Genomic DNA, 12555 nt, shown 5'->3' with positions numbered 1-12555 from the left:
TGCGGTAATCGCGTTAAGCGTCGAGGCGTTCCGTCCGGCGGAGTTCTTCGATTCGCTCCACGATCTCCTGCTGCGCTTGGGTGGACAACCCTTGGGAACGAACGGCGATGCGGCGCACGCCGTCGTCACGCATCGTGGCCAGCCACTGCAGTTCCTGATTGAGGTTTTCGTAGTACTCGTCATCGGTGAAATAGGCCGACTTGATGCGAAAGAAGTTGGCGAGGGCGGCCATGGTCGCGGTGGAAGGGTTTGTGCGGTTGCCGGAGCGTAGCTGCGATAGATAAGGAGCCGACATCGTGATGCCCTCCGCCTTGAGCGCCGCAATCACCTCGGCGGAGGTATGCGGCCCCCGCCCGGGCGGGTACACCGTGTCAAACAGACGGTTCAGGCGGGCAGCGAACGTCGTGCTCATCGATATGACCTCCACCGGGCTGCAAAATTGAACGCTTATCTATATGTATTTGCTGATCATGGTAGCGACAGTTATGTCAACAACCAAGTGCAAACCTGAGGCGATTGGGTGCCGGTGCGTCGGACAGGTGCCCAAGCCGCCTCCGACGAGCGTCCAACCGATTCGGTGGGGTGTCCATAAGATGAACGAATTTCACAGGTTATCCGCAGAATACGGCCTTCGGATGGCATCGAAAGCCCACGAGCACCGGCGCTGGCAAGGAACAAAGGTGCTGCCCGTCGGCGGAACGCGCTCGATTCTGGGCAACCAGACGCCAACGGCGGACGTCGGATTGGGCGCTTTGCTGTCTATGAAGCCTCGGCGGGTGGCAGCGCGAAACCGGGGCGGGCGGGGGACCGGTGCGACGATGTCGGGGGCGGTGGTCGAGATGGCCGGAGCCCGGCCGATGCCGGTTGGTGCCGGCTACCGGCCCGAGGGTGAATTCGTGCCGAGTGCGGAGGCGCTGCGACGCCGCCGGAGAGTTTGCGCCGTGGCTCCGGCAGCGGCGGCCAGCGCCACCGCCGCGGTCACACCGATGGCGACCGAGCGCCATCCCAGCGCCCCCTCGAACAGCATCCACAAGCCGAAAAGCAGGAACAGCAGGCTGGCCAGCAGATGCAGCAGCTGTTCGGGCAGCCGGTGATGCAGCAGTAGTCCGACACCTATTGCCAGGCCGTCGGCCACGATCATGCCCAAGGTGGTGCCGATCCATACGCCGGCCCAGTTGTGATCGCTGGCCAAGGTGACCGTGGCCAGGGTTGTCTTGTCGCTGAGCTCGGCCAGGACAAACGACGACACCACGGTGAGCAGCGCGAATCGGGGGTTGGGCAGATGCGCGACCTCGTCGGCGCCGGCCGGGTCTTCGCGGCCTTCGCGCCAGGCCCAGCCCGCGAATATCAGGAAGGCGATCGCTCCCACAAACGCCATCGGCCGGGCCGGCACCGTGGTGCCCAGGAAGTGGCCGACCGCCACCGAGACACCATGCACGGTGACGGATGCGATCGCTACCCCGGTCAGCACCACCCACCAGCGGTACCGCAACGCGTAGGTCATCGTGATCAGCTGCGATCTGTCGCCCAGCTCGGCAAGGAAAACCACTCCGAGACTCAGCATTGTGGCGGAAAGCATGCGGGCGACCTCTCGACACGTGCCGATGACCGTCCGGTCATCGAACATCGGTCGAAGGTCTCGCCCACCGTCCGGTGTGACGGTTCGCGGGCCGGGCTGTGCGCCAGTATGTCGACCCAACGATTCGGGGCTACTCCCCTTCGCTAACAGTTTCCCAGGCTAGCGGCCGGATTCGATGCGCGCCACCGTGGCGATGAAGTTCGGGCGGCCGTATCCGTCGATTCGGCGCGCGAACTTATTGGTTCGAATCTCCTTATGCGGCAAGCAGCATCGCCAGAATTGCGGTGTCGGGATGACTGATGGGGTCAACGCCGACGCGGCTGACCATCGAGGTGATGGTTCTGTCGGCTTCGGCCTCCACCCACGCCGCCCGATGTTCCAATCCCAGATACGGCAACCCCGGTAGTAGCACACAGCCCGAGGCGGCGCCGGTGCACTCCGGCAGCGACGGCGTCGTTTCCGACGGCGGATGCAACATGAGCAATGCAGGGGGTTGATGATCGGCGAAGTATCCCGGCTGGATCGCGGATTCGCCGAACACCGTGCCCTCGGCCAGCACCAGTCCGACGGTGCCGGGCTCGGGCTCATCGGGCAATTCCTCGCGCGCCCCGAATACCGTGGTGGTCGAAAGCAACCCGGGCAAAGATGCGACGCGCACGGCGACCATCAACAGTTGAGCCCATTCTTTCGTTGAATCAGGCCAACGCCCGGAGATGACAAACCCTTTCAGCGAACCACGAGAATGAAAGGGTGCAACACCGATAGGCCCATCTGACCCAGCATCCATCTCGCCCTCCGTTGACGCCTCCATCCGAAATAACCACGCTGGTAGCTCGAATAAATGGTAGCTCGAATGATCAAGCATGCGCGGGGTTTTGGCGCCGTGCAACTCGACACGGCGGGTGTCCGGCGGTGTTCGTAAGCGCGAAATATTAAGGCCCGGTTAAAACGCAAGGGCGCCGCGCAATGGTGTGCGCGGCGCCCAAGCCTTCGGGTATTCGAGTCAGCCGAAGATTAATCCTTGAGTTTTCGAGGTGGCGGCGTCGTAGCGCGACTGTACGTCGGCCCAGTTGACGACATTCCAGAAGGCCTTGGCGAAGTCGACCTTCACATTCTTGTACTGCAGGTAGAACGCGTGCTCCCACATGTCGAGCAGCAGCAGCGGGACAATGCCCAGCGGGAAGTTGGTCTGGTGGTCGTAGACCTGGAAGATCAGCAGCTTGTTGCCGAGGGTGTCCCAGCCCAGCGCTGCCCAACCCGACCCCTGCACGGTGGTCGCGGCGGCGTGGAACTGGGCCCGAAACTTGTCGAACGACCCGAACGCCTCATCGATGGCCGCGGCGAGTTCACCGGTGGGCTTGTCGCCACCGTTGGGGGAGAGGTTCTTCCACCAGATGGTGTGGTTGACGTGGCCGGCGAGGTTGAAAGCGAGGTTCTTCTCGTTCAGCAGGATCGTCGAGTGGTCTTCCTTAGCGCGCGCTTCCTCGAGTTTGGTGACGGCGTCATTGGCACCCTTGACGTAGGTGGCGTGGTGCTTACTGTGGTGAAGCTCGTTGATCTGACCTGAGATGTGGGGTTCCAGGGCTCCGTAGTCCCAGTCCAAATCGGGCAAGGTGTATTCAGCCACGGCATTCCTTCCTTCGATCGTCCGATAAGTCATTCGCGTGGGGACCGCCACGCAGCGGGCTGCAGTAGTTAACCCTGCTTCATGAGCGCTCGCGCCGCAAGGACGCCCCACCGGGCTGATACTGCCGGGTACCCGGTTGGTCGGGGATCTAATACAAGACGATGAGGGCGAGAACTCCCAGTAATGCCAGCGCAATCAGGCCCGCACGCAGGGCGGCTATGACGTAGGCGTGATTCCAGGTGGGCGATCCGGAGTGCGACTTCGGTGAGGGAGTCGACCCGGGGCCGTAGGAATGTGTCGCCATCGAGCGCCTTTCACCTGCACGGTCACCTCCAACAGTGAGGTGACTCACACTGAACCTGGCGTCCGCGATCATAACCCCTGGTGCCCGGCTTGAAAAATTCTTGCCTGGGCGGGTCGGCAACCGCACCAGGTGAGAGCGCCAATGCGGCGATGTGGGCCGCCGGCGGACGCTGTTCGGTGGGCCGTGGTCGGTCACGTTTGTCGAGTCGTCCAACTGGGTACAAGTGCTTAGCGCGGCAATGCATTTCGCTCGGGCCCGGCCAGGGCTGTCGATCGGCGGGTGTTGGTGGCGGGGGTTATCCACAGCGACGGCCGATCTCGACCGACAGACGCTGTGTTGATAACCAAAACCCACCCAACCCATGTTGTGGATAAACCTGTGGAAACTGTGGATACCCACAAGTAGCTGAGTCGGAGGTCGCGCGGCCCGTATGCCCACGAGTGCCGACTCGCATTACGCTGGTCCGGTGATACAGGTGTGCTCCCAGTGCGGCACTCGGTGGAACGTACGCGAGCGACAGCGCGTGTGGTGTCCCCGTTGTCGGGGAGCGCTGATGGCGCCGCTGACCGGGGCTGCGGCCGCCGACCCGCAGTCGCGAACCTCGGTCGGCCCGCAACGGGTGGCGTCTACCGCGCGGCGGGCGGCGCCCCGGCTACCACCAGGTTTTCGCTGGATAGCGGTGCGTCCGGGCGCTGCGCCACCGCACCGGCCCCGGCGACGCGCGTACGGGCCCACCCCCCGGTACACGGTGATGCCGCGCTGGGGACTGGGCGACCGCGTCGCGCAGCCCGGCCCTTCGCCCGTGCCGGTAGCGACCAAGACGGGACCGGCGGCCGCGACCGTACGCACCCTGTTGTTCGCCACCATGCTGGTTCTCGGTGCCGCCGCATTCGTCTACGCGGTGCGATACGTGTTGCTGATCATCAACCGCGACATTCTGCTGAATTCCGTGCTGGCCGGCATCGCGGTCTGGGTGGGAGTGGCGGTCAGTTTCGCCGCGCTCGCCGCGATGGGCGTCTGCTTCGTCGTACTGATCAAGTGGCTTGTCGCGCGCCGGGCCGCCGCCTTCGCCTACTACGGCCTACCCGAGCACCGCTCCACCCTGCAGTTGTGGGCTGGTTGCCTGACGCCGCTGGCAAACCTGCTGTGGGCGCCGGTGTATCTCATCGAACTCGCGGTGGTCGAGGACACCTATCAACGGTTGAAGAAACCCATCCTGGTGTGGTGGATCGCATGGGTGGTCAGCACCGCCACGTCGCTGTTCGCCATCGCCACCAGCTTTTCCAGCGACGCTCAGGGCATCGCGAACAACACCGTCATGGTGGTCGTCGCGTATGCACTGGCGGCAGCCGCCGTGGGCACCGTTTCTCGCGTTTTCGAGGGATTCGAGCGCAAGCCGGTGCAACGGCCCGCGCACCGCTGGCTGGTGATGGGTCAGGATGATCAACCCGGCCGGTCCGCCACGGATGAAGACGATCGGGTCGATGCGGCCCCTGATGCTGATGCGGTTGAGCTGGAGGGGCAGGAACCGGCAGCATAATGGGTATGACCTGGGCCGACGAGGTGATCGCCGGGCATCCTTTCGTGGTGGCCCACCGCGGGGCGTCGGGCGCCCGGCCGGAACATACGCTCGCCGCCTACGACCTGGCGCTCAAGCAGGGGGCCGACGGTGTGGAGTGCGACGTCCGGCTCACCCGTGACGGTCATCTGGTTTGCGTGCACGATCGCCGGTTGGATCGGACTTCGACCGGGGCCGGGTTGGTCAGCACGATGACGCTGGATCAGCTGCGTGAGTTGGAGTACGGCGCCTGGCATGACAGCTGGCGGCCGGACGGTGCCCACGGAGATACCAGCCTGCTGACCCTGGACGCGCTGATCTCGCTGGTGCTGGATTGGAAACGGCCGGTGAAGGTCTTCATCGAGACCAAGCATCCGGTGCGGTACGGGTCGCTGGTCGAAAGCAAGGTGCTGGCGCTGCTGCAGCGCTTCGGCATTGCCCAACCTGCGTCCGCAGACCGGTCCCGCGCCGTCGTGATGTCGTTTTCGGCGGCCGCGGTGTGGCGGATTCGCCGAGCAGCACCGCTGCTGCCAACGGTGCTGCTCGGCAAAACGGCTCGCTATCTGGCCAGCGGTGCCGCCTCGGCTGTCGGAGCGACCGCCGTGGGACCGTCGCTGGCGGTGTTGCGGGAATATCCACAACTCGTCGATCGCGCCGCCGCCCAGGGGCGAGCGGTGTACTGCTGGGGTGTCGACGAGTACGAAGACATCGATTTCTGCCGGGACGTCGGCGTGGCGTGGATGGCCACCGACCACCCCGGCCGCGCCAAGGCCTGGTTGCAGCATGGCCGGCCGGGCGTGAGTAGCGGTCCCGCCGCCCCGCCGGAGGCCTAGAGGTTGCCTCCGGCGGCACGCGGAGCGGCTGCGCCCGACGGAGCCCGGCCGACCTCACGCGCAACGAAGTTCTCGAGCTCGAACAGGTTGGCCCCGGCCCGGTCGGCAATGCGCACCAGGCTGGCCATCAGCGCCACCTCTTCGATCTGCTCCTGCAGGAACCACTGCATGAACTGCTCGCCGAGGAAGTCGCTCTCATCGCGTGCCACCGCGGTCAGCCGACTGACCTGATCGGTGACGGCCCGCTCCTGATCGAGGGCCAACGCCAGGGCGTCGCGCGGCTTGTCGAAGTGATTTCGTACCGAGTCGATTCCCGGAATCTCGACACGGAGGTCGCGGTCGATCAGATGCTGCACCAGCATCATCGCGTGGTTGCGCTCCTCGACCGCCTGAGCGTAAAAGTGCTTCGCCAATTGGGGCAATTCTTCGCTATCGAAATAAACGGCAATGGCAACGTATTGTTGGGCCGCGGTGAATTCGTTGAAAATTTGTTCCTGCACCAGCGCATGGAATTTCGTCTTTGGTCCGTCGTAGTCGGTCATACCGCCAGAATAGTGCAGGTAAAACGCCACCTGCAACGAAGGCATGACTTACTCAGGAAAGGTTTTCCTAAGCCGATGCGCGAAATCAATAAGGTCAGGTTTGCCTAAGTAAACCTAGCCGGGCCGGAATTATGGGCGCATTTTCCGCATTTTTATGACCTACAACACACCCGGGGCGCCGAAATTGCGTTGTTATGGTGGCCCGTCGAAAGCGTCGGCCGGTATCGGTGTGTCGGAAGCCAGCGCGTCGAACATCTCGGCGGCCGCGTCGTGGTTCCACACCACGACCGAGCCGACGTCGGTGGTGGTGAATTCGCCGATCGGCACCGTCAGGGCCGTCGGGTGCCCGTGTAGCGCCCACCCGAGCCGGGCAAGGTCGAATACGTGGGCCCCCTGGTCGACGGTGAGCGCCGCGGCTGCGGCGCGCGGCACCGAATACCAACGCCACGGATTGAGCCATACCGCGGGGCTTTCGGCCCGGCGCAGCAACGCGGACATGAACTGGCGCTGGTTGATCATCCGGTCCAGGTCGGCTCTCGGTGTGGCTCGGGACCTGACGTAGCCCAGTGCGCTTCGGCCGTCGAGTTGCTGGCAGCCCGGCGCTAGGTCGATGCCGGCCAGTGGATCGCCGATCGGTTCCGTCAAACACATCCGGACACCGCCGAGCGCGTCGACCAGTTCGGCGAATCCGCCGAATCCGATCTCGGCATAGTGGTCGATTCGCAGGCCGGTGGCCTGTTCGACCGTTTGCACCAGCAAGGGCGCCCCGCCTATGGCGAATGCCGCGTTGATCTTGTCGCGGCCATACCCGGGAACGGGGACATATGAATCGCGCGGGATCGATACCAGGGCCGTCGGGGTGCTCGATCCGAGTCCGGCCAGGTGGACCAGCAGGATGGTGTCGGTTCGCCCGTCTCCGGGATCTCCGCCGGTGGTCAGCTCCTGCTGTTGCTCGGCGGTCAGACCCTGGCGACTGTCCGAGCCGACGATGAGCCAGTTGGTGCCGCGCCCGGGGCCGGGCCGGTCGGCATAGTCGCGCAATACCGGTTCCCGGTGCAGCGCCGTGTCCAGCCACAAAGCCCCGCCGAGAATGCCGGCGCCGGCCAGCAACACGGCGGTCAGCAGGCTCAGCGCAACGATCTTGCCCCAGCGGCGCTTGGTCTTTTTGCGGCGCGCTTTGGGTGCGGCCGGACGTGGCGGCGGCGCCGGGGTGGGGGTGCGCCGCCGGCGTCGGGGGCCGACGGGGCCGGTGGCCGGTTTGGGTGGAGGTGGCGCTGAGGTTGGTTGACGCGGTGGCGCCCCGCTGGGTTCGGCCGGACGGCGCAGGGGCAGCGTGTCGCGCCGGATGACCTGCGAGGGTTCCGATTGCGGCGGGATCGGAGGCTGGGGTCGCCGAAACTGAGCGGGTCGATCGCCGTTCACCTGGAAAACGTACGTGCCAGGACACCGGAACGCAGCCGGCCGCCACGGCGCGCGGGGCGCAACGGGTTGGCCGCGGCCGGTTATCGCCGGGCGCGCAGACCGTTGCCGAACGGGCAGCCCAGCAGCACCCGGATGGCCTGCCTGAGCCCGTGCATGTCGTCGACCGGGCGATGAAATGGCAGCCGGATATCGCGGTCGCCGTCGTTGCTTTCGATGCGAAACCGCACGCCGTAGCGGTCGAGGCCAAGCGGGCGGACCTCACCGCGTCGCAGCGGGGCCGGCAGGCGCGACACCAACCGCGCGACCACGTCCTGATGGTCGGTCGTCAGGTGGCGCAGCAGGCTCGACTCGATCTCGCAGAACGGATCCGGTCGCGCGGCCAGTAGGTCCACGACGCTGATCGGTTCCGCGCCGGTGGAGTCGGTGACGACCACCGACTCGATCTCCAGTCGCATCAATGCGTATCGGATCTCCGCGCCGTGCGCCGGTGCGGATCTAGGTGTCTGGACTTGCAGCAAGGCTGGGTTGGGGTTCTTGGTGGCGATCAGGTCGAGCGCAGCGCCGATCATGTCCGCGGGAACGGGGTGCAGGCGCCCGCGTATCCAGACCAGCGAGCGGACGGGTTCACGCACCGGCAGTGGGGCGTAGTCCGTTAGTTCGAGGAGGGCCTGCGACGGGGGCTGCCCGGGATCGCCGGTGCCCGCACCCGGGTGCTCGATGGGAACGGCCACCGCAAAAGACCCGTCGGGCATCAGGTGATGGATGGGTGTGGCGACGGGGCCGTCCCGTTCCACCGCCAGCAGGGCACCGCCGGCCCGGGCGCATGCGCTGCGAATACGTTCGGCGGTCGTCGGCGCCGGGCTGGTGAGCGGCAGCATCACAAACTCCTCCATGCTCTTAGGTAAGCCTAAGTTAACTTACTGAGGTGGTGGCTGCAAGCACCGAAAGGGCGGGCGCCGCCGTTAATGTTGTGTGCGTGGCGCGCATCGCATATCTCGGTCCGGAAGGGACATTCACCCAAGCGGCGCTGCTCGAGATAGCGGCTGCCGGGCTGGTCCCAGGCCACGACGACGGCGGCGCGCAACCGCTGCCGGTCGAAAGCACTCCCGCCGCGCTCGACGCCGTCCGTACCGGCGCCGCCGAATTCGCCTGCGTGCCCATCGAGAACTCGATCGACGGCTCGCTGGCCCCCACCCTGGACAGCCTGGCCATCGGGTCGCCGCTGCAGGTGTTCGCCGAGACAACGCTCGACGTGGCCTTCAGCATCGTGGTCAAGCCCGGCGTCGGCGCGGCCGACGTACGGACCCTGGCGGCTTTCCCGGTGGCAGCGGCGCAGGTTAGACAGTGGCTGACCGCTCATCTGCCCAACGTCGAGCTGCATCCGGCGTACTCCAACGCCGACGCGGCCCGCCAGGTGGCGGAGGGGCAGGTCGACGCTGCCGTGACCTCCCCGCTGGCCGCCGCGCACTGGGCGCTGCAGTCGCTGGCCGACGGCGTCGTTGACGAGTCCAACGCCCGCACCAGGTTCTTGCTCATCGGTGTACCGGGACCGCCGCCGCCGCGCACCGGCACCGATCGCACCTCGGCGGTGCTGCGTATCGCCAACGTGCCCGGTGCCCTGCTGGATGCACTGACCGAGTTCGGCATGCGCGGCATCGACCTCACCCGAATCGAGTCCCGGCCCACCCGTACCGGGCTGGGCACGTACATGTTTTTCATCGACTGTGTGGGCCACATCGCCGACGATGCTGTGGCTGAGGCACTCAAGGCGCTGCACCGTCGTTGTGCTGATGTGCGATACCTGGGTTCTTGGCCGACGGGTCAGACCTATGCGGCGCAGCCGCCGCCGGCGGACGAGGCGGCGATCTGGCTGCAGCAGCTGCGCGAAGGCAAGCCCGAAGCAAGCCCGGAGCCGCCGCTATGAGCGGTCGTCTGGTGCTGGTTCGCCACGGTCAGTCGGTCAGCAATGTCGAGCGTCGCTTGGACACGCTGCCGCCGGGGGCGGAGTTGACCCCGACGGGCCGGGCGCAGGCACAGGCCTTCGCGCGCGGCGGTTTGATTCGACCCGCCATGCTGGTGCACTCGATCGCTACTCGGGCGTCGCAGACGGCCGAGGTGATCGCCGCCGAACTGACCGTCTCGGCCCACGAGGTGGTCGGCATTCACGAGGTACAGGTCGGCGAGCTGGAAAACCGCTGCGATGACGAGGCCGTCGCGGAATTCAACGCCATCTACAAGCGGTGGCATTGCGGCGAGCTGGATGTCCCGTTGCCGGGCGGTGAGAGCGCCAACGACGTGCTGGCGCGCTATGTGCCGGTGCTCAACGACCTGCGAATGCGCTATCTGGACGACGAAGACCGAACCGGCGATCTCGTCGTGGTCAGCCACGGCGCGGCCATCCGGCTGGCCGGTGCTGTGCTCGCCGGGGTGGACGCCAACTTCGCCTTGGACAACCACCTGGACAACGCCGAATCGGTGGTGCTGACCCCGATCACCGACGGTCGCTGGAGTTGCGTCCGGTGGGGAACGAAAACGCCGCCCTTCTGCGCCGAGGTCGACTCCGCCGCCGGCGACCTCATGGCGTCCAGCGGCGACCCGATGGGCTGACGGTCACCCCGCCGGGGTGACCGCGGCGCTCTCGCCGCAAGTGCAGCCGATGGCCGCGCAGTCGACGACGAAGGTGTGCGGTATCAGCTCGGCGTCGTCACAATCAGATTCGGTGCATTCCGACCGGCCGGATAGTGGACCCTCCACGTGCCGAATCAAGGTCCCGTGGCAGTGTTCCAAGCCTGCCCGGCAGTCGCGGCAGCCTGTGCTCATAGACCGTTCATAGCACCGCACCCCGACATCGCCGGGTTGGCGCGCCCATCGTAATTCGATGGCCGATCACGCCCAGCCCAGCTGGCCCAGCCGGTCGTCGTCGATACCGAAATGGTGGGCGATCTCGTGGATCACCGTGATCGCCACCTGGTCGACAACCTCGTCGGCGGACTCGCAGACATCCAGCAGCGCTTCCCGGTAGATCGTGATGGCGTCCGGCAGGGCTCCGGCGTAGTCGGAATCACGCTCGGTCAGGGCGACCCCCTCGTAAAGGCCGAGCAGGTCGTGTTCGTCGGGGTGGCGGTCGGCGACCAGCACCACGACGTTGTCCATAGCGGCCGCCAGCTGGGGCGGAATCAGGTCCAGTGCGTCAGAGACCAGTTCGTCGAACCGCCGGGGGTCCATCCGCACCGCCACCCGGCTAGCCTCCCGGTGCGGGTTCCGCGGGCGCGGGGGCCTCGGGTTCGGGTGCTTGGGCAGGCGGTGGTGCGCCGCCATCGGCGGGCGGCGGCTGACTTTGGGTCGCCGGCGGCGGCTGAGTCGCCTGGGTTGTGGTGGCCGGGGCGGCGGGTGCCCGCGACGGCGTCACCACCGGTTGCTGATTGGGCAGATGCTGATTGCTCGGCGGAGCCGTTTGGGTCTGCCGGGGCGCGGGCGCGGGCGCGGCGGGCGGCACCTGCAGCGGAATGGGCGGCAACGTGAGCCGCTCTTCGGGAATGTCGGGCGGCGGCACCGGTGGCTGCCCGTTGATCAACAGCTCCCCCTTGGCGCTGTTCACCAACGTGGCCCAGCCCCCATTGCCCAGCGTCGCGCCGATGCTGCACGCGACTTCGCGGCTGCCCGCGGACCAGCTCGGCAGCGACAGCGTGGGGTAGATCAGGGTCAGGGTGGTGGTGCGCAACTTGATGGGGGCGAGGTAGGCGTCGGTCATCCGGGTACAGGTGTCTTTGATGTACCCGTCCTGCTCGGGCTCGGGAGGCAGGGCGTCGGGGAACTTCTCCGCCAGATTGACCGTGCCGGTGACCTCCATGGCATGGGGCGCCGCGCAGTCGACCGGAATATCGATTGGCTGGTTGGTGGTCGAATCAATGCCCAAACAGGTGCCGGCCGGCCAGACCTTGGATTGATTGATGTCGGCGACCTTGCCCTTGAACGCGGTCTGTTGGTTGTTGGGACCGGGCAACTGCAGGCCGCACAACATGCGGCGCTCGCCGGCCTGACGCCACGCCCGGTCGCCGGACCAGAGCATGCTGGTGGTGAACTTGCTGTTGGGATCGAACTTGGCGCCGAGGTAGCGGCGCACCGCGGCCTGGCACTGTTCCTGGCTGATCTGCTGAATGCGGGCCGGTGATGGGGGAGAGGCGTCGGGCCCGTACTCCGAACCGGGGAAGGTTCGCATGTCAATGGACTCGGCGACTTCGAACCGGTGCTCATCGCCGCAGTCGACGATGGTGGCCGCCTCCGGTGTGCCTTCCGGCCACATCAGGCAGTCGCCGGTGGTGGCGCGGTTGAAAGCGGCGTTGCTCTTGGTGCCGGTGCTGGGCACCGGGTTGTTGTCGATGTAGCCGGCCAGCCGGCCCGGCCCGGTGGCAACGTCGGGGATCGCGGTGATCAACCCGGCGATCAGCAGGCCGCCTAGTGCGGTGAGCAGCAACCCGCGCCTGGTCGCCGACGCTTGCAGGGCACGCGGCCACCGGAAGCCGGCCGACGGCTGCTCCGCTTCGGCGGCAGTTTCGGCGTCGGGGTCAGGCTCGCTATCCGGTGCGAGCTCCTTCTCGGGCGCGTCCAACATCAGTTCCATTCTTACAGGGCCCACATAGCCACGTGACCAATGTTGCACATGTGATACCAGAGCCCGACAGAAGCCGAG

The 12555-nt window shown here is 66.3% G+C and carries 13 protein-coding genes and 2 pseudogenes; 4 read left to right on the top strand and 11 right to left on the bottom strand.

Annotated elements, in window-relative coordinates:
* Nucleotides 1–13: 13 nt before the first annotated feature.
* From MPSD_RS27300 to MPSD_RS28325, 5 genes and pseudogenes are all read right to left on the bottom strand, one after another.
* Nucleotides 14–412 (bottom strand): hypothetical protein, encoded by a 399-nt coding sequence (locus MPSD_RS27300; RefSeq protein ID WP_020785530.1) that lies wholly within the window; start codon nucleotides 410–412, stop codon nucleotides 14–16.
* 497 nt (nucleotides 413–909) lie between these two features.
* Nucleotides 910–1579: pseudogene (locus MPSD_RS27295) on the bottom strand (TMEM165/GDT1 family protein); the annotation flags it as partial.
* A gap of 253 nt (nucleotides 1580–1832) precedes the next feature.
* Nucleotides 1833–2366, bottom strand: a complete 534-nt coding sequence (locus tag MPSD_RS27290) for a hypothetical protein (RefSeq protein WP_020785531.1) — start codon at nucleotides 2364–2366, stop codon at nucleotides 1833–1835.
* A gap of 216 nt (nucleotides 2367–2582) precedes the next feature.
* Nucleotides 2583–3206, bottom strand: a complete 624-nt coding sequence (locus tag MPSD_RS27285) for a superoxide dismutase (RefSeq protein WP_011742484.1) — start codon at nucleotides 3204–3206, stop codon at nucleotides 2583–2585.
* A gap of 148 nt (nucleotides 3207–3354) precedes the next feature.
* Nucleotides 3355–3510 (bottom strand): hypothetical protein, encoded by a 156-nt coding sequence (locus MPSD_RS28325; RefSeq protein ID WP_012396896.1) that lies wholly within the window; start codon nucleotides 3508–3510, stop codon nucleotides 3355–3357.
* Nucleotides 3511–3976: 466 nt separating this feature from the next.
* On the opposite strand from MPSD_RS28325, the gene MPSD_RS30630 reads away from it, so the two are divergent.
* Both MPSD_RS30630 and MPSD_RS27270 read left to right on the top strand, forming a co-directional pair.
* Nucleotides 3977–5050: a DUF4328 domain-containing protein gene (locus MPSD_RS30630; protein ID WP_012396895.1), complete on the top strand. Its 1074-nt coding sequence runs from the start codon at nucleotides 3977–3979 to the stop codon at nucleotides 5048–5050.
* A gap of 5 nt (nucleotides 5051–5055) precedes the next feature.
* Nucleotides 5056–5901, top strand: a complete 846-nt coding sequence (locus MPSD_RS27270; RefSeq protein WP_036427075.1) for a glycerophosphodiester phosphodiesterase — start codon at nucleotides 5056–5058, stop codon at nucleotides 5899–5901.
* Here the strand turns inward: MPSD_RS27270 and MPSD_RS27265 are convergent.
* The 3 genes from MPSD_RS27265 to MPSD_RS27255 all read right to left on the bottom strand — a co-directional run bounded on the left by MPSD_RS27265 (nucleotide 5898) and on the right by MPSD_RS27255 (nucleotide 8743).
* Nucleotides 5898–6443, bottom strand: a complete 546-nt coding sequence (locus MPSD_RS27265; protein WP_036427077.1) for a ferritin — start codon at nucleotides 6441–6443, stop codon at nucleotides 5898–5900. The genes MPSD_RS27270 and MPSD_RS27265 overlap by 4 nt on opposite strands.
* 192 nt (nucleotides 6444–6635) lie before the next feature.
* Nucleotides 6636–7865 carry an LCP family protein gene (locus MPSD_RS27260; protein ID WP_020785534.1) on the bottom strand — a complete coding sequence of 410 codons (1230 nt, stop codon included), beginning with the start codon at nucleotides 7863–7865 and terminating at the stop codon, nucleotides 6636–6638.
* 80 nt (nucleotides 7866–7945) lie between these two features.
* Nucleotides 7946–8743, bottom strand: a complete 798-nt coding sequence (locus MPSD_RS27255; protein WP_015357659.1) for a DUF2470 domain-containing protein — start codon at nucleotides 8741–8743, stop codon at nucleotides 7946–7948.
* Nucleotides 8744–8841: 98 nt separating this feature from the next.
* Here MPSD_RS27255 and pheA point away from each other — a divergent pair, with 98 nt between their 5' ends.
* Complete coding sequence (pheA, locus tag MPSD_RS27250) at nucleotides 8842–9789, top strand: prephenate dehydratase (RefSeq protein ID WP_036450706.1); 948 nt, start codon at nucleotides 8842–8844, stop codon at nucleotides 9787–9789.
* Nucleotides 9786–10472 (top strand): histidine phosphatase family protein, encoded by a 687-nt coding sequence (locus MPSD_RS27245; protein WP_015357657.1) that lies wholly within the window; start codon nucleotides 9786–9788, stop codon nucleotides 10470–10472. The genes pheA and MPSD_RS27245 overlap by 4 nt, the downstream gene beginning before the upstream one ends.
* Before the next feature lie 3 nt (nucleotides 10473–10475).
* On the opposite strand, the gene MPSD_RS30050 is transcribed toward MPSD_RS27245, so the two are convergent.
* From MPSD_RS30050 to MPSD_RS27235, 3 genes and pseudogenes are all read right to left on the bottom strand, one after another.
* Nucleotides 10476–10685, bottom strand: coding sequence for a hypothetical protein (locus tag MPSD_RS30050; RefSeq protein ID WP_145987921.1), 210 nt, complete (start codon nucleotides 10683–10685; stop codon nucleotides 10476–10478).
* Nucleotides 10682–11102 (bottom strand): annotated as a pseudogene (locus MPSD_RS27240) (metallopeptidase family protein). Before MPSD_RS27240 ends, MPSD_RS30050 begins: the two are co-directional and overlap by 4 nt.
* Before the next feature lie 4 nt (nucleotides 11103–11106).
* Nucleotides 11107–12477, bottom strand: coding sequence for a septum formation family protein (locus MPSD_RS27235; RefSeq protein ID WP_086084849.1), 1371 nt, complete (start codon nucleotides 12475–12477; stop codon nucleotides 11107–11109).
* Nucleotides 12478–12555: the final 78 nt, after the last annotated feature.

The organism is Mycobacterium pseudoshottsii JCM 15466 (assembly GCF_003584745.1).
Lineage (GTDB): Bacteria > Actinomycetota > Actinomycetes > Mycobacteriales > Mycobacteriaceae > Mycobacterium > Mycobacterium marinum.
Note: the sequence above shows the minus strand (reverse complement) of the source record. Positions and strands in the feature narration are given on the sequence as shown.

Excerpts from the sequence above, each read along its gene's own strand:
- MPSD_RS27270 (WP_036427075.1), top strand. The coding sequence starts at position 5,056 with ATGACCTGGGCCGACGAGGTGATCGCCGGGCATCCTTTCGTGGTGGCC.
- MPSD_RS27235 (WP_086084849.1), bottom strand. The coding sequence starts at position 12,477 with ATGTTGGACGCGCCCGAGAAGGAGCTCGCACCGGATAGCGAGCCTGAC.
- MPSD_RS27245 (WP_015357657.1), top strand. The coding sequence starts at position 9,786 with ATGAGCGGTCGTCTGGTGCTGGTTCGCCACGGTCAGTCGGTCAGCAAT.
- MPSD_RS27255 (WP_015357659.1), bottom strand. The coding sequence starts at position 8,743 with ATGCTGCCGCTCACCAGCCCGGCGCCGACGACCGCCGAACGTATTCGC.
- MPSD_RS27290 (WP_020785531.1), bottom strand. The coding sequence starts at position 2,366 with ATGGATGCTGGGTCAGATGGGCCTATCGGTGTTGCACCCTTTCATTCT.
- MPSD_RS27265 (WP_036427077.1), bottom strand. The coding sequence starts at position 6,443 with ATGACCGACTACGACGGACCAAAGACGAAATTCCATGCGCTGGTGCAG.
- MPSD_RS27300 (WP_020785530.1), bottom strand. The coding sequence starts at position 412 with ATGAGCACGACGTTCGCTGCCCGCCTGAACCGTCTGTTTGACACGGTG.
- MPSD_RS30050 (WP_145987921.1), bottom strand. The coding sequence starts at position 10,685 with ATGAGCACAGGCTGCCGCGACTGCCGGGCAGGCTTGGAACACTGCCAC.
- MPSD_RS28325 (WP_012396896.1), bottom strand. The coding sequence starts at position 3,510 with ATGGCGACACATTCCTACGGCCCCGGGTCGACTCCCTCACCGAAGTCG.